Origin of the sequence: Janthinobacterium rivuli (assembly GCF_009208735.1) — a bacterium.
Classification (GTDB): domain Bacteria; phylum Pseudomonadota; class Gammaproteobacteria; order Burkholderiales; family Burkholderiaceae_D; genus Janthinobacterium.
Genome location: NZ_WFLJ01000010.1, coordinates 52,347 through 76,048 on the forward strand (window position 1 = coordinate 52,347; position 23,702 = coordinate 76,048).

Sequence of the window (23,702 nt, forward strand, 5' to 3'; positions counted from 1 at the left end):
CTTAGCTGCCCTTGCCTGTCAGCCACGCCGGCTGCGCCACCACCAGGCGCGAGAAGCTGGCGATGCTGGCCACGGCGGCGAAGCCTGCCGCCAGGCACAGCGCATACGTCGTGCCCCGGCTGGCGGAAACCGTGAAGCAATACGCGACCAGCGCCGCGCCCGTCGCTTGCCCGATCAGGCGCGAGGTGGCCACCACGCCGCTGGCGCCGCCGGCCCGCTCGGGCGGCGCGCTGCCCATGATGGCTTTCAGATTGGGCGCCTGGAAAAAGCCGAAACCGATGCCGCACAAGGCCATGCGCCAGCCGATGTCGAACGCGCTCGGGTGGCCCGGTATCCACACGAGGGTCAGCAAGCCGCCGGCCAGCGCCGCCAGGCCGATGCCGCCCAGCACGCCCGGCGAATAGCGGTCGCTCAGGCGCCCCGCCACGGGCGCCATCACGGCCACCAGCGCGGCCCACGGCGTCATCAGGAAACCCGTCTCGACGGGCGAACGGCCCAGGGTGATTTCAAAATAGAATGGCAGCGAGACGAAGGCCAGCCCTTGCGCGGCAAACGTGCAGATGGCCGTCAGCGACGACAGCAAAAACAGGGGACGACGGAACAGGTCGATCGGCAGCATGGGCGCCGCATGCCCCGCCTGGCGGCGCAGCAGCAAAACAAAGAAAATCACCACGGCGACCAGTTCCGGCAGCAAGGTCGACAAGGCGGCATGGTGGGCCGCGTCGCCGAACAGCAAAATGAGCAAGCCGAAGGCGCCCACGTTGTACAGCGCCGTGCGCGCATCAAGCGTATGGCCGGACAACTTGGTCGCCGGCAGCATGCGGCTGGCCAGGAAAAAGCCGGCCACGCCCAGCGGCACATTGATGGCGAACAGCCATGGCCACGACGCCGTCGCCAGGATCAGCGAGGCGGCCGTGGGCCCGATGGCGAACGCGACGGCCACCACCAGCGCATTGTTGCCGAACGCGCGGCCCAGCAAGTGTTTCGGATACAGGGCCCGCAGCAGCGCCGTGTTGACGCTCATCATGGCGCTGGCGCCGACGCCCTGGAACAAGCGCGCAACCACCAGCGACGGCAAGGCCCAGGCCAGCGCGCAGGCGAGCGAGGCCACAGTAAACAGGAGCATGCCCGCGATAAACACGCGCCGGTAGCCGGCGATTTCACCGAGAGCGGAAAACGGCAGCAGGGTCGCCACCATGGCCAGCTGATACACGTTGACGATCCAGACGGAGGCGGCCGGCGTCGTGTGCAACTCGCTGGCGATGGCCGGCAAGGCCGTGTTGGCGATCGCCGTATCGAGCGAGGCCATACCGACGCCGATGGCCAGCGCCAGCATGGCCCATCCACGGGCGCCGGGGGGCAAGCCATCCTCGCCCACCATCACTGGTTGCGTGTGCTGCATACACTACCTGTTCATCTTGCTGATCCGGCCAATACACTAACATGTATGTAATAAACCTGCAGGACAGGCCAGCTTACTTCTGGCAATCGATGACCTTGAAGTCTTTCGAGTAACAGATGCGTAGTTCCCCCGTATGCTTTTCATAGCCGAGCCAGCGCCCCTTCAGCTGCGGATTGTGTTGCTTCATCCACTGGAACAACTCGTTTTTCGGCATGGTGGAATCCGGCAATGTCAGGGCCTGGAATAGTTCGCGTTCCTTCTCGAAATACTGCTTGGCCGTATCGAAATCGCAGGCGCCATGCTTTTCCCATTCGCCCTGCAGCAAGGCTTCGCCCGGCTGCATGCACATATAGGGCAGGATGTCGGACGGCGCCAGCTTCGGCAAATTGCCCTTGCAATAGCGCGGGTGCAAGTCCGTCTTGCGCGGCGGCGTCACGGAAATGTCTTCGCACGAGGCGGGATTATTCGACTGCGCCCACAGGCCATGCACGATCCAGCCGAACTGGTTGCTCTCGGCGCACTGGAAGCCGGCCTTTTTCGACACGGCGCCACGGCGGCGCTGGCTGTCGCAAAAGCCTGGCGACCACGACAGCGCCAGCATAAAGTAATCGGTGGGCACGTTGGTACTTTGCTTGTAGCACGTGTTTTTCTCGTCCGACGGCTTGACGTCGTAATCGTAGTAACTGACGTTGCGCGGAATGGCGCACGTGGCATCGGCCGCATGGACGGCGCCAGCGGACAGGCTGAGCAAAACGGCGGCCAAGGCCGGCATGACAGTTCTCAATTGCATAGGGTTTTCCTTTCAGAATATAAAACGCCGGCAACTGAGTGCCGGCGCGGTATCAATCAATCAAGCAAGTGCATCAGCAAACTTTATGCATCCAGCCATGCGTATCCGGTGCCGTGCCATGCTGCAAGCCCAGCAGCGCTTCGCGCAGGGCCAGGGTGACGGCGCCGTTTTCATTATTGTTGATCGTCATTTCAAAGCCATTGGCCTTGGCCACGCCCACGGGCGTGATGACGGCGGCCGTGCCGCAGGCGAACACTTCGGTCATGCGGCCCGAGGCGATGTCGTCGCGCCATTGCTGGACGGACAATTTACGCTCTTCCGTCGCATAGCCGAGGTCTTTCGCCATTTCCAGCAGGCTACGGCGAGTAATGCCTGGCAGCAAGGTGCCCGTCAGTTCCGGCGTCACGACGGTGATCTTCTCGCCATCCTTGTAGACGAAGAACAGATTCATCCCGCCCATTTCCTCGATGAATTCGCGGTGCACGGCGTCCAGCCACACGACCTGGTCGCAACCTTTCTCTTGCGCTTGCGACTGGGCCATCAGGCTGGCCGCGTAGTTGCCCGCGCACTTGGCTTCACCCGTGCCGCCCGGTGCGGCGCGCACGAAGTCTTCGCTGATCCACACGGTGACGGGTTTCACGCCTTTCGGGAAATAGGCGCCAGCCGGCGAGGCGAACAGCACGAACAGGTATTCTTCCGATGGACGCACGCCCAGGTAGGGATCGGTGGCGATCATCAGCGGACGCATGTACAGGCTCTCGCCCGTGTTCTTCGGCACCCAGTTGCGGTCTTGCGCGATCAGCGCGTCGCCCGCTTCCAGGAACAGCTCGACAGGAATGGCCGGCATGGCCAGGCGCGCGGCGCTGCGGTTGAAACGTTCCGCGTTTTGTTCTGGACGGAAAGTCTTGATGCTGCCGTCAGGCTGCGCGAACGCTTTGTAACCTTCGAAGATGGCCTGGCCGTAGTGCAGCGACGAGGCGGACGGGTCCAGCATCAAAGGGCCGTAAGCCTTCAGTTCGCCCTGCTGCCACTTGCCGTCGCGGTAAGGGATCACCACCATGTGGTCGGTGAAGATGCGGCCGAAGGCGGGATTGACCATGCGCGCGGCGCGTTCGGCGTCGGACAAGGGGTGGGCGGATGGGGTGACGACGAGATTCGGTGTGGAAGTGGTCATGGCAGCAATGGGAACTAGTGAACAGTATCCCTATTGTAGCGCCTCTGGCGCCCGATCAGGCAAACGCGGATGGCCGGACAAGGCGGGCAAGACGGCAGCCCCGCTGCGCGATGAACGGCATCATCATTTGCGAATGATTCTCGTTTGCGTTAATATATCAGCCTTCCTTCTTCCCCGCCATGCCCGACGCTCCGCATGGCGGCGCTTTCGAAAGCCGCCATGACGACCTCCTCCCTTCCACACTCCCTGCCGCGCGCCAGCGTCGACGAGGCGCCGCAGACCAGCCAGCAGCGCCAGCTTGCCGCCAACCCGCCACAACGGCGCTGGCACTGGAACTGGAAGCAGCTGTGGTTCCAGCTGCACTGGTTCATCGGCATCACGGCCGGCACGGTGCTGGTGATCATCGGCTTGAGCGGCGCCACCCTGGCCTTCAAGGATGAATTGCTCGACCTGATGAACCCCGGGGTGCGCCATGTCGCCGTGGAAACGCGCGCGCCGCTCACGCCGGCCCAGCTGAGCAACATCGCGGCGGCCGAGCACAGCCAGCGCGTCGCCTCGATCACCCTGTATGCGGAGGCGGGCGCGGCGCCCCGCGTCTTCTTCGCGCCGAAGAATGGCCAGCGGCGCGGCGAGTCCGTCTATCTGCACCCGTACACGGGCGCGACCCAGCCGGCGTTGACGGGCGCGGGCTTTTTCGAGTGGACGGAGTCATTGCACCGCTGGCTGCTGCTGCCCCGCGATCCGGGCCGGCAAGTGGCGGGCGCGCTGGCCCTGTGCCTGCTGGGCCTGGCATTCTCGGGCCTGTACCTGCGCTGGCCCCGCCGCCCGCTGGACTGGCGCACCTGGCTGACCTTCGACCCTGCCTTGAAAGGCCGCTCCTTCCTGTGGAATCTGCACACCGTGGCCGGCACCTGGTGCCTGGTGGTCTACGTGGCGCTGACCCTGACTGGCATCTATTGGAGCTATGACGTGGTGCGCGACAATATCGACGCCTGGGCCGGCAAGCCGCCAAGGATGGCACAGGCGCCCGCGAAAAAGGGCGGCGTCAAGGAAAAGGCGCCCGCCGTCGACGTCGGCCTGGCCTGGAGCAGCTTCCAGCGGCACGCCCCCGGCTGGACCCTGGCCAGCATGCGCCTGCCCGTGCGTCCTGGCGAAGCCGTGCAATTCACGTGGCTGGCCAGCGATGCGCCGCACGAGCGGGCGCGCAGCCGCCTGAGCATTGCAGCGGCCGACGGCGCGGTGACGGAAAACGAACCGTACAGCCAGCAAGCGCTGGGCGCGCGCCTCGTCAACATCATTTATCCGCTGCACATGGGCACGTATTTCGGTTTGCCGGGCCGCATCATCGTTACTCTCGCCAGCCTGGGCCTGCCCCTGTTCGCCATCACGGGCTGGATGTTGTACCTGGGCCGCCGCAAGGCTAAGCGAGCTGTGCAGGCGCAGCGCGCCCTGCTGGGCGCCGGCGCGCCAGGCCAGGCGAACACGGGCTTGCCGACCCTGGTAGCCTACGCGAGCCAGTCGGGCCAGGCCGAGCGCCTGGCCCTGGAAAGCGCGCGCGCCCTGCAGCAGGCGGGCGTGGCCGTCGACGTGCAGTCGCTGGACCGTTTTGATCCCGCGCAGTTGCGCCAGTACGAACGGGCCCTGATCGTCGCCAGTACCTTTGGCGACGGCGAGGCGCCGGACGGCACGCGCCGCTTCGCGCGCCTGCTGCAGCAAACCTCGGGCATGCCGCTGGCGGGCCTGGAATTCGGCATGCTGGCCCTGGGCGACCGCCATTACAGCGCCTTCTGCGGCTTCGGCAATGCGTTGGCGCAGCAGTTGCAAGCGCTGGGCGCCGCGCCCTTGTTCCCCTTGATCGAAGTGGACAAGCACGACGCGCAAGCGCTGGCCGACTGGTCCACAGCGCTGGCCCGCTGCAGCGGCAGCGCCATCGACGCCATCGGCGTGCAGGAAGAAGCGTCGTATGCCGAGTGGCGCCTGACGCGCCGCGTGCTGCTCAATCCGGGCAGCCTGGGCGGCGAGCTGCATGAAATCACCTTGACGGGCCCGGCCGGCGCCACCTGGGAAGCGGGCGCGCTGGCGGAAATCATCGCGTGCAACGCCGATGGCAGCGAGGGCGACGCGCAGCATGCACAGCACGCGCCGCGCAGCTATTCGCTCGCGTCGCTGCCGTCCGATGGCGAACTGCAATTGCTGGTGCGCCAGGAACGCCATGCGGGCGGCGAGAACGAGGGCCATGGCGTCTGTTCCGGCTGGCTCACGCGCTACGCCCCGCTGGGCAGCCCCATCCGTTTGCGCCTGCAAGCCAATCCCGCCTTCGCGCCCGCCCTGGTGGACGTGCCCTGCATTTATATCGGCAACGGTTCCGGCCTGGCCGGCCTGCGTGCGCACCTGCGCGCACGCCAGCGGGCGGGACTGGCCCGCAACTGGCTGCTGTTCGGCGAACGCCAGCAAGCTTTTGACAGCATCTGCGATGAAGAGTTGCAAGGCTGGCGCGACGCCGGCCACCTTGGGCGCCTGGACCGCGTCTTTTCGCGCGATGGCAAGGATGGCGGCAAACGTGAATACGTGCAGGACCGCCTGCGCGCCAACGCCGGCGAGCTGCGCGACTGGCTGACGCAAGGCGCCATCGTCTACGTGTGCGGCAGCCTGCACGGCATGGCGGCAGGAATCGATGCTGTCCTGCAAGAAGCACTGGGCCAGGAGGGTCTCGACGCCCTGCTGGCGGCCGGACGCTACCGCCGCGACGTGTATTGATCCGCCTCAACCCGCACCCGGCGCCGCCCGGCTATGTGGGCAGGCGCACAGTCAGCGCCAGCCATCGGACTACAGTGGGGACATCGCGGCATGGCGACCTGCCCGCCGCGCCACCCACCGTTTGCGAGGCACCCCATGAAAAACCCCTGGATGAGCATGTACCTGAGCGCCGCCAACCGCATCGCCAACACGGCGCGCGGCCACGCCACGGCCGCCGTCAAGCGCGAAGCGGCGAAAAACACGCGACAATTGACGCAAGTGTGGTTCGATTCTTTCCTGCCACAGGCAGGCAAGCCCAGGCGCAGCCGCAAGGCCAAGTAAGCGCCTGGCACCAGGCGAACTGGTGCGGTGCATCACAGCAATAAGTTGAAGTTACAATCAGATGAACTAAACTGCAAGCATGGTAGTACATAAGAAAGTGACCGGCAGGCGCCGCATCCCCGCGCCGCCGCCGGGACACCGGGAGACGACCATGTTGACGCTCAAAGTGCTGGCCTGCCTCGCCCTGTCGGCCCTGCTGCTCGTACCCCTCGTGTTGCGGGATACGATGCAAACATCGGCCGGGCAGCAATTGCAGGTGCCGAATGTCGATGCGCAAGGCATGTGGGCCCACTGGCCCAAGCAATAAGGCGCGCGGCTGAGAACAATAAGACGCGCGGCTGAGAAAACGTCGCTGACTGCGTTGCCGTGCCTCGTCGTACATTCGTACTGCCTTCGGCACGGCGCCTTGCCAGCGGCGTTTTTCAGCGGCGCTCGGCAACATGCCGCATCGTTAAAAACCGCTTTGTTGCGGGTGGGAATTTTTTCCTCCATCCATTTGCTTTTGCCGTGTTTTCTTGTTCCCCTCTTCACCATATTTTTGATCCAGATCATGGATTTACCCCTTCGCTGCGCCCAAACTGGAACAGTCCGCATCGCGCCGCGACGGACTTAACCGGGAGCGTCGGCATGGGTGAATCGGATTGGAAAGACGAGATGGCGCTGGGCGTGCCCGCCATTGACGAGGCGCATGAGGCGCTGTTTCACGAGTTGGCACGGCTGGGGAAATTGAGCGACCAGCATTTCAGCGTGGCGTTTCGCGAGCTGATCGCGGCCGTCGAGCGCGATTTCCGCGAGGAAGAGGATTTGATGGAACAAATCGCCTTTCCCTCGCTGGCCAACCACCGCGAACAGCATGCGCGCGTACTGAGCGGCTTGCACCATGCCTGGGCCGCCGTCGATGAAGGCGACCTGGAACAGGGGCGCCATGCGCTGTCGCTGTTGCCGCAATGGCTGATCTTCCACCAGGCCACCATGGACCTGGCCCTGGCGGCGGCGCTGGAACTGGTGCAGCGCCAGCCCAACTAGACGCTACAGCAGCAGCACCGTGGCGTGCTCGGGCAGGACCACGCGGTAGTGTCCCGGGTATTTGTCTTCGCCGTCGAAAATCTTGCAAAACACGGGCTGGCTGATGTCGTTGACGGCCGGTTCGTTCATCGGCAAGGTGGCGATCAGCTGCTCACCATCCATCAACTGCAAGGCGCTGCCCCGCTCGGCCGCGCAAAACGCCAGCGATTGCACGTCGCTGGCGAACGGCCGCTTGTACCACGGCGTGATGGCCCGCACGGCGCGCCGCGCGTCGCGCAGAACTTGCCCCACGCGCGTGACGTTCCAGGCATCGCGCGCCACGGACGGCTGGAGCACGATATTCGCCGTCAGCTCGCCCCTGCCCTTGTTCACCAGGAACGTACCGTCCTGCGCGGCGATGTCTTCGTTGAGCGGCACGACAAACACGCCGCCGTCGGACACCTTGACCGGTATCGGCGCGCCATTGCCTTGCAGGGCCACGCGCACGTCATCGATGGTGGCGCTCAGCTTGGCCGGAATCAGGCGCAGGGCCATGACCACGCTGCCGCTCGACACTTGCCACACCTTCCTGGCCGTCAGATAACTTTCGCGGTACGCCGTGAAGCGCACGCGCGGCGCCTTGGCGTCGCTGCTGGCCGTGACCGTCACCGTTTGCGGAGGCAAGGCTTCCTCCGCGCTCGCCATCGGCGCAGCAGAAGTGACGGGCACGGTATCAATGGTGGGCGGCACGCTGGCGCTCTGCAGCGGCGCGGGAACAGCCGGCGGCGGCGCGTGTTCCTGGGCCTGGCCCAGCGACACGACACACAACCATCCTGCACAAGCGATCCATGTACGCATGCATTTCTTTCAATAAGGAAAATATTTTGTCAGCCCCCGCATTATCGCAGAAGGCCAGCCTGCGCGTCACTCCGGGCTCGCCGGCACTGTGTTGGTGCGCACGCTTGATTATTTGGCAAATAACACTTATATTGATAATGATTCTTATTCACATAAATGAAGGGAATCGCGCGCCCTTCTTTTCCACTGCCCGCACGCGCCGGGCCTTGCGGTGGAACTGCTATCCAAGCCAGACCACGGGCCAGCGTCACGCCATCCCCCCAGCTACTGCGCACCTCGCCAGACGAGATAGGAAAAACCACGACTAAAATATTCCAGGAAAATGATGCAATCGATGACAGTCTTCTCTTCTTCTCCCCGGCCCGTCTTGCGCCCCCTCCCCCGTTTATTACACATCAGCCTGCTCAGTTTTGCCGCCGGCACAGTCCTGCCGGCACAGGCCGCCGATGCCGGCGCGACCGACGTCACCATGCCGGCCGTCACCGTGCTGGGCCAGTCGATGGCCAGCACGGAAGGCACGCAGTCGTACACGACAGGCGAAGCGCGCAGCGCCACGCGCATGGACCTGTCCCTGCGCGAGACGCCGCAATCGGTCAGCGTCATCACGCGCCAGTTGCTCGACGACCTGGGCGCCGTGCGCCTGGACCAGGCGCTGGCGCAGACGACGGGCATTCAGGTGGGCCAGAATGACACGGAGCGCACGACCTTTTATGCACGCGGCTTCGGCATCAACAATCTCCAGATCGACGGCATGGCGCGCGGCGGCAATGCGCCGCTACAAGACACGATTTTGTACGACCGCATCGAGGTCGTGCGCGGCGCCACCGGCCTGATGGGCGGCACGGGCGACCCGTCGGCCACCATCAATATGATACGCAAGCGGCCGACCAAGGAATTCCAGGCCAGCGCCGGCCTCATCATGGGCCGCTGGGATGACCAGCGCCTCGAAGCCGACCTGTCCACGCCGCTGAACGCGGAGGGCAGCGTGCGCGCGCGCACGGCCCTGGCCTGGCAAAAGCGCGATTCCTACCTGGACATGTATCACGAGCGCAAGACGGTCGGCATGGTCATCCTCGAGGCGGACGTGCGCCCCGGCACCCTGCTGACGGCCGGCGTCGACTTCCAGGACAACACGCCGACGGGCGCCACCTGGGGCGCCGTGCCCTACTGGAACGCGGACGGCAGCCTGGCGAACTTGCCACGCAACACCAGCTGGACGACGCCATGGAGCACCTGGGCCAACAAGCAGCACACGCTATTCACCTCGCTGGACCAGCGCCTGCCCGGCAACTGGAACATGCACCTCGGTTATGCGCGCACGGAAAGCACGAACCGCACCACCGTTCTCTATGCGGGCAAGGGTTATCCCGATCCCGCCACGGGCGAAGGCATGAAACTGTGGACGGGCGCCTGGGGTGCGGGCAAGAACACAGGCGACAATTTCGACTTGTACGCCAGCGGCCCCTTCACCTTGCTGGGGCGCAAGCACACGGCCATTGCAGGCTGGAACGGCGGCAACCAGCGCTCACGCTCACTGGGCGGCGAAGCGGAAATCAATTACCCGGACTTTATCCCTGATTACCGCAGCTGGACGGGCAACATCCCCCGCCCCGTGTTCCACCCGGACGGCTCGCACACGGAAACCGTCACGCGCCTGGCGGGCGGCTATGTGGCCACGCGTTTGAGCCTGGCCGACCCGCTGCACCTGATCATCGGCGCGCGCAGCAGCACCTATCGCACGGATACGCGCAGCTACAACACGCAAGGCGTGTACACGGGCAGCGGCGATTTCGCGGAAACGCGCAATGAAGTGACGCCCTATGTGGGCGCCGTGTTCGACATCAACAAGCAGTATTCCGCCTACGCCAGCTTCACGCAGCTGTTCAACCCGCAATCGAGCAAGGACCGCAACAACCGTTTCCTGGCGCCGGAAACTGGCGACAATGCGGAACTGGGCATCAAGGGCGAATTCTATGAAGGCAAGCTGAACGCGTCCGCCGCCCTGTTCCACACGCAGAAAAAGAATCTGGCGGAACTCGACCGTTCCGTGCCGCCCGGCTTCCTGCTACCCGACGGCGGCCAGGCCATGGTGGCCAACGGCGCCGGCGTGACGGCCAAGGGCGTCGAATTCGACGTTTCCGGCCAGTTAACTGCCGGCTGGGAAGCGAGCGGCGGCTATACCTATTTGCACGCGGCCGAGGCCGATGGCCGCCGCGCCGCCACCACACAGCCGCGCCATTTGCTGCGCCTGGCCACCAGCTACCGTTTCGACGGCAGGCTGGCCGGCTTGAAAGCGGGCGCCAGCATGACGGCGCAAAGCGCCACCTACAGCGAATCGTGGTACGGCCGTCCGCCGTCAAGCGAGATGACGAACATCCCGCAGGCCGGTTATGCACTGGTCAACGCCATGGCCAGCTATGCCATCAACCGCCACGCCAGCGTGCAGCTGAACGTGAATAACTTGCTCGATAAAAAGTACTACCGCAACGTGGGCTTCTTTGACGGCGTGTTCTGGGGCGAACCGCGCAACATCAGCCTGGCCGTGCGCACGGCGTTTTAAAGAATCGTAGCAGCAGCGCCGGCACGGCGGACGCGGTCCTGTCCGCCGTGCCTTGAATGGCAATGGCTTGCGCGATAGCGCATGCATTGATATGGAATCCAAATAGGCAATCATCATCCATGAACACATCCCTGCATTGATAATTTTTTGATATTATCAAAAATTTAAAACAGGGATATCTGATGAAAGTGAAAAAGACGATTATCTGGACGGCGCTGGCGACGCTATGCGCCAGCGTGCTGCCCCTGGTTTCCGCAAACGCGGCGACGCCACCTTGCACGAACTGCTTTGAAAAACGCTGGATTTATTTTGGCGGCAATATTACGGCGGCAGCTTCCACGGCTGATGCCAGTTTCAACAAAGTCATCGAACTGATACATCTGGCCAAGGCAGAAGGCTACAACGGCATAGCCTTCAATCCTGGCGCCAACGGCTCGTTCGCCAGCATGCTGAGCGCAACCGCTCCGCCCCCCGATTACTATCCGAACTATGCGCAAATCGTGCGAGTGGCCCAAGAAAACGGTATCGAGCTGATACCAGTTGGCGGCGGCCCGGAAATGCCCGCCAAAGTCGCGCCTGATTTGATTGAAGCCTTGCCTGTCAAAGATACGCTTTTCATCGTGCACGATGGACGCGCCGTTCCGAAGGGCCAGATCATCAACAGCGACAGCAGCTTTGAAAAACGCGATGCGGCCTGGGATTTGATCGAGAAAAATGTCGGCGGCCTTGCGTACGATACCATCGAAGCACACTCGGGCCAGACCTCCGTCAAATTCACGCAAGTCAGCCAGACCAATCGCGCGCGCCTGCTGCGTACCCTGTCGAATGTACGGCCGCATGCGGCATATCGCATGTCCTTCTGGATCGCGACCAAAAACTATAATGCTCCTCTCAACATCCGTATTTATGGCGAGGAAGCAACGCCCATGTATTTCAATACGGATGCGCGCCTGGGTTGGGGTACGAGCAACGGTGAATGGAATTCCAGTGGAAATACTCTCGAGGCAAACCAAGGCTGGAAGCAATACAACCTGGACTTCAACAGCGGCAACAATTCCAGCTTGAAGTTATATTTCATGAGTGAGGGCAATGGCAGCAACCCTGGTGGACTTGCCTGGCTGGATGATGTCGAAATCCGCGAAATCGGCCTTGCCCACACTATCAGACGCGACCCACAATCGCTGCCGATCAGTGTGACGTCCGCCGATGGCAGCATCAGCTATGCCGAGTGGAATAGCGATGGCCAGACACCGGCAGATTACATCGTTGGCATGGAGTCCTTGTCAATTCCGGCCAATAGCACGATCAGGGAAGGCCAGATACTTCGCGTGTCCTCCTATCAATCTGGCCAGAATATGACGTCGATGTGGACAACTCCGGCCAGCGCCTGCCACGAAAAATTCTTTGATATTCAACAAAGATACTTCGACAAGACTTACGCGCTCTTATCGGCGCCACAGAAATTCTTTCTTTACTACGACGAGAACCGGGTCATGAATTGGGACCCGGCCTGCGGCAACATCACGGCCGGCAAATACTTGGCGGACATGATCGAGAAACACCAAGAAACCCTGCTGCAAGCGTATCCGAATCTGGAACTGTATGTGTGGAATGACATGTTCGATCCGAAGATGAACGCCATTCCGAAATACTGGGCCGTCAATGGCGACCTCAGCAACTCATGGCTAGGCTTGAAAGCGACGACGGTCATCGTCAACTGGAGCGATCAAGGAACCGCCAAGCGCAAGGCATCGCTGGAATTCTTCCATGGTCTCGGGCATCGGCAAATGATCGCCGGCTATTATGACGACCGCGCCATCGAAACCGGCAACGTGTATTCCTGGATGGAGGCACTGGCGCAGGCGGAAAGCAATGGCGTGACAGGCGTCAACGGCTTCATGTACACGGCCTGGCGCGGCAATGCCGGCTATGCCGACGTGAAAGCCGTCGCCGACTACATCAAGCAGCATTATCCGCAGCGCTGGCCACAGCAGTAAGACTCATCCCCCTTCGCTGCGCCAGTGCGCGGGCGCGGGCAAAGTAAAGCCGTCGAGCAAGGGGCCGCCCACGGGCGCCAGCACGGCGGCGGCGACCCGCTCGAACGCGCGCTGGCCGGCAGGCAAGTCGCTGGCGACCAGGCGCAGCGCGCCGTCCAGCTGCCCGGCGATGGCGGCGTCATACGCCTGCAGGCGGCGGAACAGATGCTTGCCGCCGCCGCTCCATACGCCCGCCGCGCGCAAGTGCAGGTCGGCAAGCGCTTCGTACAGCTGGCTGGCCACGGCCAGCGCCTCGCCCGGCTGCGTGCTGTCGACCAGGTCTTCCAGCGCGGTGGTGATGGCGTAGCGGCGCCGCTGCAAGTTCTCCACGTCGAGCACGGGCGGCCCGGCCTCGTCGATGGCGTGCGCCAGCGCGTGCAGCCGGGTGTAGGCGTCGCCGGCGGCGAGGATGTTTTCCCCTTCCACCACCATCCTCGCCAGCGGCACCGTGCCGCCTGGCGCATCCATTTCCTTGCAAAAATACGTGAACGTGGCCAGGTCGTGCGCGAACAGTTCCACCGTGCGCCCCTCGGCCACGATGGTGTCGCGCCAGGCGCAGTCGACGTGGTCGAACAGCAGCAGCAAGTCGATATCGGAACTGGCCGTTTGCCGGCCCGTGGCGAACGAGCCGCCGATGATGGCCGCCACGGCCGTGGGATAGCGTTCACGTACCAGCCGCACGGCGATGGCGCGGATTTCGTCATAGGTGGAAATATTTGTCACAGCCAGTGCTCCGTAGCGAAAAAACACTATCCTACACGCGATACGCAGGCTGCCGCCAGCCTGCTACACTGGCGCCATCTGATCAAGGAACCAACATGGAATACGATTGCATCGTGGTGCCCTCGCCCGTGGGCGAGCTGACGCTGGTGGCGCGCGGCGCGGCACTGGCCGCCATCCTGTGGGAAAACGACAAGCCCAACCGCGTGCGCCTGGGCGCGATGCGCGTCGATGACGGTTGCGCCGTGCTGCAGGAAACGGCGCGCCAGCTGCGCGAATATTTCGCCGGCACGCGCCAGAGCTTCGAGGTGCCGCTCGATTTCGCCGGCACCGCCTTCCAGCAGGAAGTGTGGCGCGCGCTGCTGACGATACCGTATGGCCAGACGCGCAGCTATGGCGAAATCGCGCGCCAGATCGGCCGTCCCGCCGCCATGCGCGCCGTGGGCGCCGCCAACGGCAAGAATCCCATTTCCATCATCGCCCCCTGCCACAGGGTCATCGGCGCCACGGGCGAGTTGACGGGCTTTGCGGGCGGCCTCCATGCGAAGGAAACCTTGTTGGCGCTGGAAGGCATCGCCCTGTCCAGCGACCGCGAAGCGCTGAAAACGGGCCACGCCCGCCGCCGCGCCGTGCACGTCGATACGGCGCAAGGCTGTTTGTTTTAGGCGGCGGTATCGCTCCTCTTGTGGGATACTCACGCCCTCCGCTCAAAACCACACCTCCTATGCCCTACCTTGCCATCCTGTTCTTTGTCGTTCTGTATTTGCTGGCCACGTTCTTTTTCCATATCCCCGCCCTGGTCGCCCTCGTATATGGCGTGCTGAGCCTGAGCTGCTTCGTTGCCTATGCGATCGACAAGTCCGCCGCCAAAGGGGGCCGCTGGCGCACGTCGGAGCGCACCCTGCTGCTGCTGGGGCTGCTGTGCGGCTGGCCTGGCGCCGTGCTGGCCCAGCAATGGCTGCGCCACAAGTCCAGCAAGCGCTCGTTCCGCATCGTGTTCTGGATCACGGTCGCCCTCAATATCGGCGCCTTCGTGTATTTCAGTATGCATTACGCGGCGCCCGATATCGGCACCGAGGTGGCACCCATCGAGCTGTAAGCTCACTCGCCCAGCAGGCGCAGCGATTCCAGCCAGTCCGCCTTCCACTCGCGCAGCAAGGGCTGCGTGGCGAAGGCCTTCTTCAAATGCGCCATCGGCACGCGGTGCACATCGTGCAAGCCGAACGCCAAGGTCACCGGATGCCACACATGGCTGTTCTTGCCGCCGCGCGAATTCTTGCGCACGCGCGCGCCGTCATCGCCGAAGATGCCCACGCCGCTGGCCAGCCCCTGGTCCAGGTCGACCTTGCCCACGCCGGCAAAGGCGATCAAAATCTGCTCGCGGGCCAGGCCCTTCAAGGCGCTGGGCAAGACTGCGGGCGGCGTTTTTTCCGCTTCAGCAGGATCCGGCTTGGGATGCTGCAACTCCTTGAGCAAACGCAACAGATCGCGCTCCTGGAAATGCAAGCCATCGACCGGCACGCGCAATCCCGGCGCCTTCAGTTCGATGGCGATGTTGCCAGAGTCGCGCGTGAAACGCAGCCACACGTCGCCCGCGCCCGACGCCAGGTGCTCTTTGTCGCCGATGAACACGATGGGCGCCGCGTAGCGCGTCACGCCGTCGTGGAACAATTCGGCACATGCGTCGCTGTAGTCGAGCCAGACGTACGGCAAGCCGCCCTGCTCCAGCAGGCGCGCCAGGGTCCATGGCGTGCCCGTCTGTTGCGCCAGCCAGGCACAGGCTTCAAGGGCGGTGGCGCGGTACGGCAGGGAGATGGAAGTCATGGTGGTTCCGTAGCTAAAAGTGGAGCGCAGTGTAGCAGACGCGGCCATCCCCCCTTGCGCAGGCGCGGCGGGCGCGCTTTTTTTGCGCGATGTGCTAGGCTGAAAGCATCAGCACGCGCCACGGCCATTCCGGCCCCCTGGCGCACCACCGCAAGGGGATCACCATGCATTCCAGCACCAACGCCGCCACCACGCCCGCCCCGCCACCGGAGCGCGATTCGCCCACGCCGGCCAGCGAAAGCCATGCCGAGCAAGCGCTCGATGAAGCGCTGAAGGAAAGCTTTCCCGCCAGCGACCCGATCGCCATTGCCACCCCCAAACCGGCCGGCAAGACAGCATCCTGACGCAAGCCCCAGCAGCCACCCTTGCGGTGGCTTTTTTTGGCTATGTCATCGGCAAATAGGGGAAATACAGGAATCTTCGCTTGGCGGTGCTGTCTGACTCTGCATACCCACCACACAGGGAGCCGATCATGCAGCCAGCCGAATGGATCAGATTTATCGCGCAGTTTGCGCAGTTGAATCGGCGCCAGCGGCAGGCGGGCATGGCCCTGCTGCGTGGCAACACGCCACACGACGCGACCGTCGAGCTGCTGGAGGGCGTGGCGCAGTCGCGCTTGGCCTGCCCAGCCTGCCACTCGTCCCACCTGCATCGGCATGGCCATGCGCACGGCCTGCAGCGCTACCGCTGCGTGCCTTGCGGGCGCACCTTCAATGCGCTCACCGGCACGCCGCTGGCTCGCCTGCGCCATAAATCGCGGTGGCTCGATTATGCCGACTGCCTGCTCGATTCCCGGTCGGTACGCCAGGCGGCCAGCCAATTGGGCGTACACCGCAACACCACGTTTCGCTGGCGCCATCGATTTTTATCGTTGGCAAAAACGGACCGGCCGCATGGCCTGCATGGCATCGCCGAGGCTGACGAGCTATATCTGCTGGAATCGGAAAAGGGATCCAGGCAGATGACGCGTCCGGCCCGCCGCCGGGGCGGCCATGCGCAACGGCGCGGCATATCCAACGAGCAAGTCTGCATCCTGGTGGCGCGCGACCGCACGGGCCAGACCCTCGATTTCGTCATGGGTAAAGGGCAACTGACGAAGGCGCAGCTGCACCGCTGTTTGTTGCCTGTCATCGATAAGGATATCCTGCTGGTCACGGATGGTCATGCCGCCTACCGGGCGTTTGCGCGGGAGGCGGGCCTCAGCCATCAGGCCGTCAACTTGCGCGCAGGCATCCGCGTGCGCGGTGCCGCGCATGTGCAGAACGTCAATGCGTATCACAGCCGCCTGCGCGAATGGTTAAGGCCGTTTCACGGCGTGGCGACGCGCTACCTGCCAAACTACCTGGGCTGGCGCTGGATACTCGACGCCAGACGTATCCGTTCACCCGAAACGTTACTGAAAGCAACATTGGGCGCATTCCCACACTTGACGGTGACATAGCCCTTTTTTTTCCTGAACTGAATCCGGGCGCCCCATCCCCGCGTACATGGCTATGCCATGACTGAAGCGGAAAGGAATCGCCATGCAGCATTACAGCAAAAAAACGGATCCCATGGATCAGCGCCTGTACCTGGCCCAGCGCATCGACCGGGCCGATGCGCGCTTGCGGCGGCTGAACGAGGCGCTGGCCGATGCGGCGGCGCGCGAACGCTGTGCGCGCTGGATCACGGCCTGGGCCGTGGCGGCGGGCGCCGACGCGCCGCGCGGCATGAAGCTGCGCATCCGCGGCGAATTCATCTTGCTTTAATCAAAGCAAAAGCCCCGCCCGGTGCATGCGCACGGGGCGGGGCCGGTCAAGCCGACGCGCGCCTACTTGGGCGTGTCGCGGTACTGCTCGGGCGTCGTGTCGCCATCGGCGACTTCATACCACATCGCGTTGAGCACGGCGAACGTCGCCGCCAGCGGAAGACCCAGTATCCAGGCGAAATACCACATAGTTATATCCTTTCGTTGATTCTTAGTAGGCGTGACCGCTGTCGTCCTTGATGGCTTTTGCATCAACCTTACCCCACAGCACTTTATATACCCAGGTCGTGTAGGCCACGATGAGGGGAATGAAGACGGCCGTGACGACCAGCATGATGAACAGGGTCATGTGGCTGGACGAGGAATCCCACACCGTCAGGCTGGCGCGCGGGTCGATCGACGATGGCAGGATGAACGGGAACATGGCCGCGCCCACGCCAAGGATGATGCCGGCGATACTGGCCGCGCTGGCCAGCAAGGCGGGCACTTCACGGCGCGCGCGCTGGAAGGCGAACGCCAGCAAGGGGCAAAGCAGACCCAGCGCTGGAGCGATCCAGGTCCACGGGTGGGCGGCAAAGTTGAGGAACCAGGCGCCCACGTGCACTTCCGCCGTTTTCAGCATCGGGTTCGACGGGCCATCGATGACGACGGCGCTGGTGACGCGGTAGCCATCGACCCACAGCCACAGGGCCACGCCGGCCAGCGCATACAGCACGACGGTGGCGATCGCCGCCACGCTGCCGTAGCGACGCGCACGTTCGGCCACGGCACCGTCCGTCTTGAGCTGCAGCCAGGTGGCGCCGTGCATCACCAGCATGGCCACCGAGACGAGGCCGCACAGCAAGGCGAACGGGTTGAGCAACGCGAAGAAGCTGCCATCATAGAAAATGTGCATGTCCGGCGAGAAACGGAACGGCACGCCTTGCAGCACGTTGCCGATCGCCACGCCGCAGATCAGGGCCGGCACGAAGCCGCCCACGAACAGGGCCGCGTCCCAGCGCGCGCGCCAGCGCGGGTCTTCGCGCTTGCTGCGGAACTTGAAGGCCACGGGACGCACGATCAGCGCCACGAGGATGACGAACATGGCCAGGTAAAAGCCCGAGAACGAGACGGCGTACAGCTGCGGCCAGGCGGCGAAGATGGCGCCGCCGCCGAGGATCAGCCACACCTGGTTGCCTTCCCACACGGGACCGATGCTGTTGATGACGACTCTGCGCTCGAGGTCCGTCTTGCCGGCGAAGGGCAGCAGCATGCCCGTGCCCAGGTCGAAGCCGTCCGTGATGGCAAAGCCCACCAGCAGGATGCCGATCAGCAGCCACCAGATCAGGCGCAGTGTTTCGTAAGAAATCATTTCATGCAAAATCATGGTCTGGCCCTCCTTAGGCGCGTTGAGTATGAATGGCTGCGGGGGCTGGCACGGGGGCCGGCGCCGTCTCTTCCGGCCCCTTGCGGATGGCCTTGAGCATGAGCTTCATTTCAATGATCAACAGCACGGTGTAGATGGCGGCAAAGCCGGCGATGGTAATGAGCAAGGTCGTCGCGCCCAGGTTCGAGACGGCCACGGCCGTCGGCAGCACGCCTTCGATGACCCAAGGCTGGCGACCCACCTCGGCCACGATCCAGCCCGCTTCAATCGCCACCCACGGCAGCGGAATGGCGAACACGGCCAGCTTCAGCAGCCAGCGGTGCTTGTCCAGGGTGCGGCGCGTCGACAGGATGAAGAACGTGGCGGTCAACAAGATAAAGAACATGCCCAGGCCCACCATCACGCGGAACGACCAGAACAGGGGCGCCACGGGCGGCACAGTGTCGAGCGCCGCCTTGCGGATCTGCTCGGGCGTGGCCAGGCGCGGGTCGTCGACATAGCGTTTCAGCAGCAAGGCATAGCCCATGGACTGGCCTTTCGACTCGAACATGTCCTTCGCGTCCTGCGGCACCGGGCTACCTGGCGCCACGCCGCGGATGGTTTGCAGCGCGTCATACGCCTTGATGCCATCCTTGATCAGCAGCTCGCCACGGTCGACCAATTGCTCGATGCCGGGAATTTCCGTCGTCAGCGAACGCGTACCGATCAAGCCCATCACCATCGGGATGTGCACGGCGTAATGCGTCTCGCGCGCTTTCGCGTCCGGGAAGCCGAAGGCCGTGAAGGCGGCCGGGGCCGGTTCCGTGGTCCACATGGCTTCGATGGCGGCCAGCTTCATCTTTTGATGTTCGGACGACAGGTAGCCGCTTTCATCGCCGAGCACCACCACCGACAGCGAGGCGGCCAGGCCGAACGAGGCGGCCACCGTCATCGAGCGCTTGGCCAGCTGCACGTGGCGCCCTTTCAGCAGATACCAGGCGGAAATCCCCAGCACGAACACCGCCGCGGCCGTATAGCCGGCCGACACCGTGTGCACGAATTTGGCCTGTGCCACGGGATTCGTCAGCACGGCGCCGAAGTCCGTCACTTCCATGCGCATGGTTTGCGGATTGAAGGCGGCGCCGACGGGATTTTGCATCCAGCCGTTGGCGATCAGGATCCACAGGGCCGAAAAGTTCGAACCGATGGCCACCAGCCAGGTCGTGACCAGGTGGCCCCGCTTCGACAGCTTGTCCCAGCCGAAGAAGAACAGGCCGACGAAGGTCGCTTCCAGGAAGAACGCCATCAAGCCTTCGATGGCCAGCGGCGCGCCGAAAATGTCGCCGACATAATGGCTGTAGTAGCTCCAGTTCATGCCGAACTGGAATTCCATGACGATGCCCGTCGCCACGCCCATGGCGAAGTTGATGCCGAACAAGACACCCCAGAACTTGGTCATGTCGCGCCAGATGGGGCGGTTCGTCATCACGTAAACCGTCTCCATGATGGCGAGGATCACTGACAGGCCGATCGTCAGCGGAACGAATATAAAGTGGTACAGAGCTGTCAGCGCAAACTGCAGTCTGGATAAAGCGACAATATCGAAGTCCATATGATTTCCTTGGTGTTTCCCTACATTAATTGTAAACTTGGCATCTGTCTGAGGTTGTTCGTTTGGTTGCGCCGCCCCCGGACTGGCGTGCGCACCGCCTGTCTCCGTTCTTGTTAATCTCCACGCAAGCCGGCCAGCGCCGCTTCGAAGGCTGGCGTGCCACGGCGCGCCTCGCCCACGATGCGGCCATCGCGCAGACTGACGAGCCGGTCCGCCAGCGCCGCTTCGCGCCGCAAGTGGGTTGCGATCAACAAGCTGCGTCCCGCGCTGCGCGCCCTCAGGCGCTGCAGGACGTCGATCGCCACCTGCGTATTGAGCGCTTCCGTCGCTTCATCCAGCAGCCACAAGGTCGATTCGTGCAGGAACAGCCGCGCCAGCGCCAGGCGCCGCGCCTGGCCGCCCGACAAGCCCAGGCCGCCCTCGCCCAGCATGGTGCCCAAGCCGCCCGCGAAGGCCCGCACTTCCTCGTCCAGGCCGGCCGATTGCAGCGCCGCCCACAGCTGCGCATCGCTGGCGGACGGGTCGGCCAGGCGCAGGTTGTCGCGCAAGCTGTCCTGGAACAATTCCGTCTTCTGCGTGAACAGACATGCGCGCGGCGCGTGCACCTTGCCCGACAGCGGCGCCAGCTCGCGCGCGGCGATGGCCAGCAAGGTGGACTTGCCCGCGCCGCTGGGGCCGATCAAGGCCACGCGCTCGCCCTCCGCGATATACAGCGACACGTCATGCAAGATAGCCAAGTTACTGCCCGCATGCGCGGCGCTGACGTGTTCCAGGCGCAAGCCCGGCGCGGCGTCGACGGGCGGCGCAGGGACATCTTCCCCATTCAGGCGCGGCGCCAGGCGGCGCATGGCCAGCAGCATGCGGCCCGCCTCCAGCGCGCCACGGCGCAGGCCCGCGAACGGTTCCACGGCCGTCAGGGCGATCAGCAGGGCCAGGGCCGCGGCCGGCACGTTCAGCGTTTGCTGCTGCACCAGCGCGGCCACGGCCAGCAATACGCCAGCCAGTGTCGCGCTGCCAGCCACGCCATACGCGGCCCCGGCCGCCGTCTCCAGGCGCTGCAGGGCGACATCGGCTTGCGCCAGCGCGCCGTCGATCTGTCCCAGCGCGGCGCATTGGGCGTCGATGCGGCCCGCCATCACCAGGTCCGTCTGGCCCGCCACCAGGTCGATGGTGCCGGAGCGCAGTCTTTCGATGGCGCGCGAACGCACGATGGCGGGACGGCGGGCGCGGTGTACCACGGCCCAGCTGATGCCGCCGCCGGCGGCCAGCAGCCACGCGGCCAGGCCCAGGCCCAGCTGCCACTGCATCACGCCCAGCGCCACGCCCGCCAGCAAGGCCGCGCACACGGCCGTGAAGGCGGGCACCAGCAGGCGCAAGTACAGCGATTCGAGCGCGTCGATATCGGCCGTCAGACGGAACAGCAGCTTGGCGGGCTGGCGCAGCAATCGGCTGGCCGCTTCCGGACGCGACCAGCCGCGAAACAGTTGCACGCGGATGCCGGCCAGCGCGGCGAACGTGGCGTCGTGCGTGACGAGGCGTTCCGCATAGCGCGAGCCCGTGCGCCCGATGGCCAGCAGGCGGATGCCGGCCGACGGGCCGAACACGTCAAACAGGATGGCCGTCGAGGCGTGCAGGCCGGCAATCGAGGTGGCCGTGATGAACCAGCCGGACAAACCCAATAACGCCATGCCGGACACCGCCGTCAGGGCCGCCAGCATGGCGCCGCCGATCAGCTTGCCGGGCTGGGCCAGCAGCAATTGCCGCAGGACGGGGCTCGCTATGAGGGAAGTTTTCATGCCGGCTGTTCCTGTTCCGGCTCCTGTGCCAGGGTTCCGGCATCGACCTGCACCGTGCGCTGCAGTCGGCCAGCCAGCACGGGGTCGTGCGTGGCGACGAACATCGTCTTGCCTTGCGCCAGTGCCAGCAAGGCGTCCGTCACGCGCGCCGCCGTTTCGCTGTCCAGGTGGGCCGTCGGTTCATCGACGAGCAGCAAGTCCGCATGCGGATGCAGGGCCACGCGGGCCAGGGCCAGGCGCACGGCTTCGCCGCCGGACAAGCCCTGGCCGCCATCGCTGAGCATGACGGCCGGTTGCGCCTGCGCCACGCCAGCCAGATCGGCCAGGTGCAGCGCCTGCGTCACTTGCGCGGCATGCGCGCCTGCGCGGCCCAGCGTCACGTTCTGGCTGACGGACGCGGCAAACACGTGCGGGCGCTGGCCCATCCACGCCATGCGCTGACGCAAGGTATTGACGGTACTGTCATTCAGGCGCACGCCGCCGATGCGGATCTCGCCGCCGCTGGCGGGCAGCAAGCCGGCCAGCAAGGACAGCAAGGTGGTCTTGCCGGCGCCGCTGGCGCCCAGCAGGGCCACGTGCTCGCCGGCGCGCACGGTCAGGTCGAAGCCGTCGAATACGGGCGCCTCGCCGGGATGGGCAAAGCGCAATTGATGAATGTCGACGGCGGGTGGCGGCGCCACCGCCATGGCGGCGGCGGAGACGGCAGCCGCTGCCACGCCGGCGCCCGGCAGGGGAACGCCCTCGGCCGCCAGGTCGTGCAGGCCGGCCAGGCCCGCTTCGCCGGCCGCCTTGTCGTGCCAGACGGCGGCCAGTTCGCGCAAGGGTTCGAAGAATGCGGGCGCCAGCAGCAGGATGAACAAACCCTGCCCCAGGCTCAGTTCGCGGCCCCAGGTGCCGAAATTAATGCTACCCAGCAAGGAGAAACCGATGAACGCGGCCACCATGGCGACACCCAGCGCGGAAAACAGCTCCAGCACGGCGGACGACAGGAAGGCGATGCGCAGCACCACCATCGTGCGCCGGCGCACGGATTGCGACGAGGCATCGAGCCGTTCGGCCGTGGCGTCGACGGCGCCCAGCGCGCGCAGGGTGGCCAGGCCGCGCAGGCGGTCCAATAGAAAAGCGTTCATGCCGCCCATTTCCACCATCTGCGCGCGGCTGGCCGCTTGCGCGCCCATGCCCACGAGGGCCATGAAGACGGGAATCAACGGCGCGGCGATGAGCAGGATCAGCGCGGCGATCCACGACAGCGGCGTCACCACGGCGAGGATCACGAGCGGCACGAGCATGACTTTCCAGCGCGCCGGTTTGTAGCGCACCAGATACGGCACGATGGCTTCGGCCTGCTCGGCGATCACGCTGGCCGCCTGGCCCGACTGCGCGCGCTGGCGGTCCAGCGGCGAACGGCGCGCCAGCGCTTGCGCCACTTGCCCGCGCAAGGTGGACAGGTGCGCGCGCGCCGCCCCGTACATGCGCCGCGCGCCCCACGCTTCGCAGCCGGCGCGCAGCACGCCCAGCAACAGCACGCCGGCGGCCGGCAACAGGGCCGCGCGCCAGGCAGCGCCGTTGAGCATCGCCTGCACGGCCCAGGCCAGCAAGGCCGCTTGCGGCAGCCACAGCAAGGCGGCGCCGCCTTGCGCCAGGCTGGCGACACGGGGAAGAATAAAGCGGGGCAAGGACAGTGGCGTGGTCGGCATCTTCTATATTTCTTGAGTTTTCAGAATTTTCTGTAAATTCGATTTTTTGTATAATACT

Annotated in this window: 22 protein-coding genes; 11 read left to right on the plus strand and 11 right to left on the minus strand. The window is 64.6% G+C overall.

Features of this window, described 5'->3' with window-relative positions:
* Window position 1 precedes the first annotated feature (1 nt).
* The 3 genes from GCN78_RS14765 to GCN78_RS14775 form a co-directional block, all read right to left on the minus strand.
* Complete coding sequence (locus tag GCN78_RS14765; protein WP_152252372.1) at window positions 2-1,402, minus strand: MFS transporter; 1,401 nt, start codon at window positions 1,400-1,402, stop codon at window positions 2-4.
* Window positions 1,403-1,475: 73 nt separating this feature from the next.
* On the minus strand, window positions 1,476-2,192 hold the full coding sequence (locus GCN78_RS14770; protein ID WP_152252373.1) for a ribonuclease T2 family protein: 717 nt from the start codon (window positions 2,190-2,192) through the stop codon (window positions 1,476-1,478).
* 73 nt (window positions 2,193-2,265) lie between these two features.
* Entirely contained in the window at window positions 2,266-3,366 is a 1,101-nt protein-coding gene (locus GCN78_RS14775; RefSeq protein WP_141168706.1) for a branched-chain amino acid aminotransferase, read from the minus strand.
* Window positions 3,367-3,585: 219 nt separating this feature from the next.
* Here GCN78_RS14775 and GCN78_RS14780 point away from each other — a divergent pair, with 219 nt between their 5' ends.
* The 4 genes from GCN78_RS14780 to GCN78_RS14790 all read left to right on the plus strand — a co-directional run bounded on the left by GCN78_RS14780 (window position 3,586) and on the right by GCN78_RS14790 (window position 7,470).
* On the plus strand, window positions 3,586-6,123 hold the full coding sequence (locus GCN78_RS14780) for a PepSY domain-containing protein (RefSeq protein ID WP_152252374.1): 2,538 nt from the start codon (window positions 3,586-3,588) through the stop codon (window positions 6,121-6,123).
* 135 nt (window positions 6,124-6,258) lie between these two features.
* Window positions 6,259-6,444 carry a hypothetical protein gene (locus GCN78_RS14785; protein WP_152252375.1) on the plus strand — a complete coding sequence of 62 codons (186 nt, stop codon included), beginning with the start codon at window positions 6,259-6,261 and terminating at the stop codon, window positions 6,442-6,444.
* A gap of 151 nt (window positions 6,445-6,595) precedes the next feature.
* The gene (locus GCN78_RS29350; protein WP_193316743.1) at window positions 6,596-6,751 is read left to right on the plus strand and encodes a hypothetical protein; all 156 of its coding nucleotides are present in this window, start codon (window positions 6,596-6,598) and stop codon (window positions 6,749-6,751) included.
* 320 nt (window positions 6,752-7,071) lie between these two features.
* Complete coding sequence (locus GCN78_RS14790; protein ID WP_152252376.1) at window positions 7,072-7,470, plus strand: bacteriohemerythrin; 399 nt, start codon at window positions 7,072-7,074, stop codon at window positions 7,468-7,470.
* A 3-nt stretch (window positions 7,471-7,473) separates the two neighbouring features.
* Here the strand turns inward: GCN78_RS14790 and GCN78_RS14795 are convergent, their stop codons facing one another.
* Window positions 7,474-8,307 carry a hypothetical protein gene (locus GCN78_RS14795; protein ID WP_152252377.1) on the minus strand — a complete coding sequence of 278 codons (834 nt, stop codon included), beginning with the start codon at window positions 8,305-8,307 and terminating at the stop codon, window positions 7,474-7,476.
* 325 nt (window positions 8,308-8,632) lie between these two features.
* Here GCN78_RS14795 and GCN78_RS14800 point away from each other — a divergent pair, with 325 nt between their 5' ends.
* Together GCN78_RS14800 and GCN78_RS14805 are read left to right on the plus strand one after the other, a co-directional pair.
* Window positions 8,633-10,867 carry a TonB-dependent siderophore receptor gene (locus GCN78_RS14800; RefSeq protein ID WP_193316744.1) on the plus strand — a complete coding sequence of 745 codons (2,235 nt, stop codon included), beginning with the start codon at window positions 8,633-8,635 and terminating at the stop codon, window positions 10,865-10,867.
* 182 nt (window positions 10,868-11,049) lie between these two features.
* Window positions 11,050-12,864, plus strand: coding sequence for a hypothetical protein (locus GCN78_RS14805; RefSeq protein WP_152252379.1), 1,815 nt, complete (start codon window positions 11,050-11,052; stop codon window positions 12,862-12,864).
* 3 nt (window positions 12,865-12,867) lie between these two features.
* On the opposite strand, the gene GCN78_RS14810 is transcribed toward GCN78_RS14805, so the two are convergent.
* On the minus strand, window positions 12,868-13,626 hold the full coding sequence (locus GCN78_RS14810; RefSeq protein WP_152252380.1) for a nucleotidyltransferase domain-containing protein: 759 nt from the start codon (window positions 13,624-13,626) through the stop codon (window positions 12,868-12,870).
* Between the two features lie 95 nt (window positions 13,627-13,721).
* Here GCN78_RS14810 and GCN78_RS14815 point away from each other — a divergent pair, with 95 nt between their 5' ends.
* The gene (locus GCN78_RS14815) at window positions 13,722-14,288 is read left to right on the plus strand and encodes a methylated-DNA--[protein]-cysteine S-methyltransferase (RefSeq protein WP_152252381.1); all 567 of its coding nucleotides are present in this window, start codon (window positions 13,722-13,724) and stop codon (window positions 14,286-14,288) included.
* A gap of 59 nt (window positions 14,289-14,347) precedes the next feature.
* Entirely contained in the window at window positions 14,348-14,722 is a 375-nt protein-coding gene (locus GCN78_RS14820) for a DUF1294 domain-containing protein (RefSeq protein WP_152252382.1), read from the plus strand.
* 2 nt (window positions 14,723-14,724) lie between these two features.
* Here GCN78_RS14820 and GCN78_RS14825 read toward each other — a convergent pair whose 3' ends face one another.
* Window positions 14,725-15,447, minus strand: a complete 723-nt coding sequence (locus GCN78_RS14825) for a hypothetical protein (RefSeq protein ID WP_152252383.1) — start codon at window positions 15,445-15,447, stop codon at window positions 14,725-14,727.
* A gap of 164 nt (window positions 15,448-15,611) precedes the next feature.
* Between GCN78_RS14825 and GCN78_RS14830 the strand changes: the two genes are divergently transcribed.
* The 3 genes from GCN78_RS14830 (at window position 15,612) to GCN78_RS14840 (ending at window position 17,195) form a co-directional block, all read left to right on the plus strand.
* Window positions 15,612-15,791, plus strand: coding sequence for a hypothetical protein (locus GCN78_RS14830; protein WP_152252384.1), 180 nt, complete (start codon window positions 15,612-15,614; stop codon window positions 15,789-15,791).
* Between the two features lie 128 nt (window positions 15,792-15,919).
* Window positions 15,920-16,888 carry an IS1595 family transposase gene (locus GCN78_RS14835; protein WP_152252385.1) on the plus strand — a complete coding sequence of 323 codons (969 nt, stop codon included), beginning with the start codon at window positions 15,920-15,922 and terminating at the stop codon, window positions 16,886-16,888.
* A gap of 82 nt (window positions 16,889-16,970) precedes the next feature.
* Entirely contained in the window at window positions 16,971-17,195 is a 225-nt protein-coding gene (locus GCN78_RS14840; protein ID WP_034757471.1) for a hypothetical protein, read from the plus strand.
* Window positions 17,196-17,257: 62 nt separating this feature from the next.
* Here the strand turns inward: GCN78_RS14840 and cydX are convergent, their stop codons facing one another.
* From cydX to cydD, 5 genes are all read right to left on the minus strand, one after another.
* Window positions 17,258-17,383, minus strand: coding sequence for a cytochrome bd-I oxidase subunit CydX (gene cydX / locus GCN78_RS14845; RefSeq protein ID WP_076570210.1), 126 nt, complete (start codon window positions 17,381-17,383; stop codon window positions 17,258-17,260).
* A 22-nt stretch (window positions 17,384-17,405) separates the two neighbouring features.
* Window positions 17,406-18,560 (minus strand): cytochrome d ubiquinol oxidase subunit II, encoded by a 1,155-nt coding sequence (gene cydB, locus GCN78_RS14850; protein WP_152252386.1) that lies wholly within the window; start codon window positions 18,558-18,560, stop codon window positions 17,406-17,408.
* Window positions 18,561-18,573: 13 nt separating this feature from the next.
* On the minus strand, window positions 18,574-20,151 hold the full coding sequence (locus GCN78_RS14855) for a cytochrome ubiquinol oxidase subunit I (RefSeq protein ID WP_152252387.1): 1,578 nt from the start codon (window positions 20,149-20,151) through the stop codon (window positions 18,574-18,576).
* 113 nt (window positions 20,152-20,264) lie between these two features.
* Window positions 20,265-21,947: an amino acid ABC transporter ATP-binding/permease protein gene (locus GCN78_RS14860; RefSeq protein WP_152252388.1), complete on the minus strand. Its 1,683-nt coding sequence runs from the start codon at window positions 21,945-21,947 to the stop codon at window positions 20,265-20,267.
* Window positions 21,944-23,644 carry a thiol reductant ABC exporter subunit CydD gene (gene cydD / locus GCN78_RS14865; RefSeq protein WP_152252389.1) on the minus strand — a complete coding sequence of 567 codons (1,701 nt, stop codon included), beginning with the start codon at window positions 23,642-23,644 and terminating at the stop codon, window positions 21,944-21,946. Before cydD ends, GCN78_RS14860 begins: the two co-directional genes overlap by 4 nt.
* Window positions 23,645-23,702 lie beyond the last annotated feature (58 nt).

Bases quoted from the DNA above. Each gene is read 5' to 3' on its own strand.
- GCN78_RS14765 (WP_152252372.1), bottom strand. From the start codon at position 1,402: ATGCAGCACACGCAACCAGTGATGGTGGGCGAGGATGGCTTGCCCCCC.
- GCN78_RS14770 (WP_152252373.1), bottom strand. From the start codon at position 2,192: ATGCAATTGAGAACTGTCATGCCGGCCTTGGCCGCCGTTTTGCTCAGC.
- GCN78_RS14775 (WP_141168706.1), bottom strand. From the start codon at position 3,366: ATGACCACTTCCACACCGAATCTCGTCGTCACCCCATCCGCCCACCCC.
- GCN78_RS14780 (WP_152252374.1), top strand. From the start codon at position 3,586: ATGACGACCTCCTCCCTTCCACACTCCCTGCCGCGCGCCAGCGTCGAC.
- GCN78_RS14785 (WP_152252375.1), top strand. From the start codon at position 6,259: ATGAAAAACCCCTGGATGAGCATGTACCTGAGCGCCGCCAACCGCATC.
- GCN78_RS29350 (WP_193316743.1), top strand. From the start codon at position 6,596: ATGTTGACGCTCAAAGTGCTGGCCTGCCTCGCCCTGTCGGCCCTGCTG.
- GCN78_RS14790 (WP_152252376.1), top strand. From the start codon at position 7,072: ATGGGTGAATCGGATTGGAAAGACGAGATGGCGCTGGGCGTGCCCGCC.
- GCN78_RS14795 (WP_152252377.1), bottom strand. From the start codon at position 8,307: ATGCGTACATGGATCGCTTGTGCAGGATGGTTGTGTGTCGTGTCGCTG.
- GCN78_RS14800 (WP_193316744.1), top strand. From the start codon at position 8,633: ATGCAATCGATGACAGTCTTCTCTTCTTCTCCCCGGCCCGTCTTGCGC.
- GCN78_RS14805 (WP_152252379.1), top strand. From the start codon at position 11,050: ATGAAAGTGAAAAAGACGATTATCTGGACGGCGCTGGCGACGCTATGC.
- GCN78_RS14815 (WP_152252381.1), top strand. From the start codon at position 13,722: ATGGAATACGATTGCATCGTGGTGCCCTCGCCCGTGGGCGAGCTGACG.
- GCN78_RS14820 (WP_152252382.1), top strand. From the start codon at position 14,348: ATGCCCTACCTTGCCATCCTGTTCTTTGTCGTTCTGTATTTGCTGGCC.
- GCN78_RS14825 (WP_152252383.1), bottom strand. From the start codon at position 15,447: ATGACTTCCATCTCCCTGCCGTACCGCGCCACCGCCCTTGAAGCCTGT.
- GCN78_RS14830 (WP_152252384.1), top strand. From the start codon at position 15,612: ATGCATTCCAGCACCAACGCCGCCACCACGCCCGCCCCGCCACCGGAG.
- GCN78_RS14835 (WP_152252385.1), top strand. From the start codon at position 15,920: ATGCAGCCAGCCGAATGGATCAGATTTATCGCGCAGTTTGCGCAGTTG.
- GCN78_RS14840 (WP_034757471.1), top strand. From the start codon at position 16,971: ATGCAGCATTACAGCAAAAAAACGGATCCCATGGATCAGCGCCTGTAC.
- cydX (WP_076570210.1), bottom strand. From the start codon at position 17,383: ATGTGGTATTTCGCCTGGATACTGGGTCTTCCGCTGGCGGCGACGTTC.
- cydB (WP_152252386.1), bottom strand. From the start codon at position 18,560: ATGATTTTGCATGAAATGATTTCTTACGAAACACTGCGCCTGATCTGG.
- GCN78_RS14855 (WP_152252387.1), bottom strand. From the start codon at position 20,151: ATGGACTTCGATATTGTCGCTTTATCCAGACTGCAGTTTGCGCTGACA.
- GCN78_RS14860 (WP_152252388.1), bottom strand. From the start codon at position 21,947: ATGAAAACTTCCCTCATAGCGAGCCCCGTCCTGCGGCAATTGCTGCTG.
- cydD (WP_152252389.1), bottom strand. From the start codon at position 23,644: ATGCCGACCACGCCACTGTCCTTGCCCCGCTTTATTCTTCCCCGTGTC.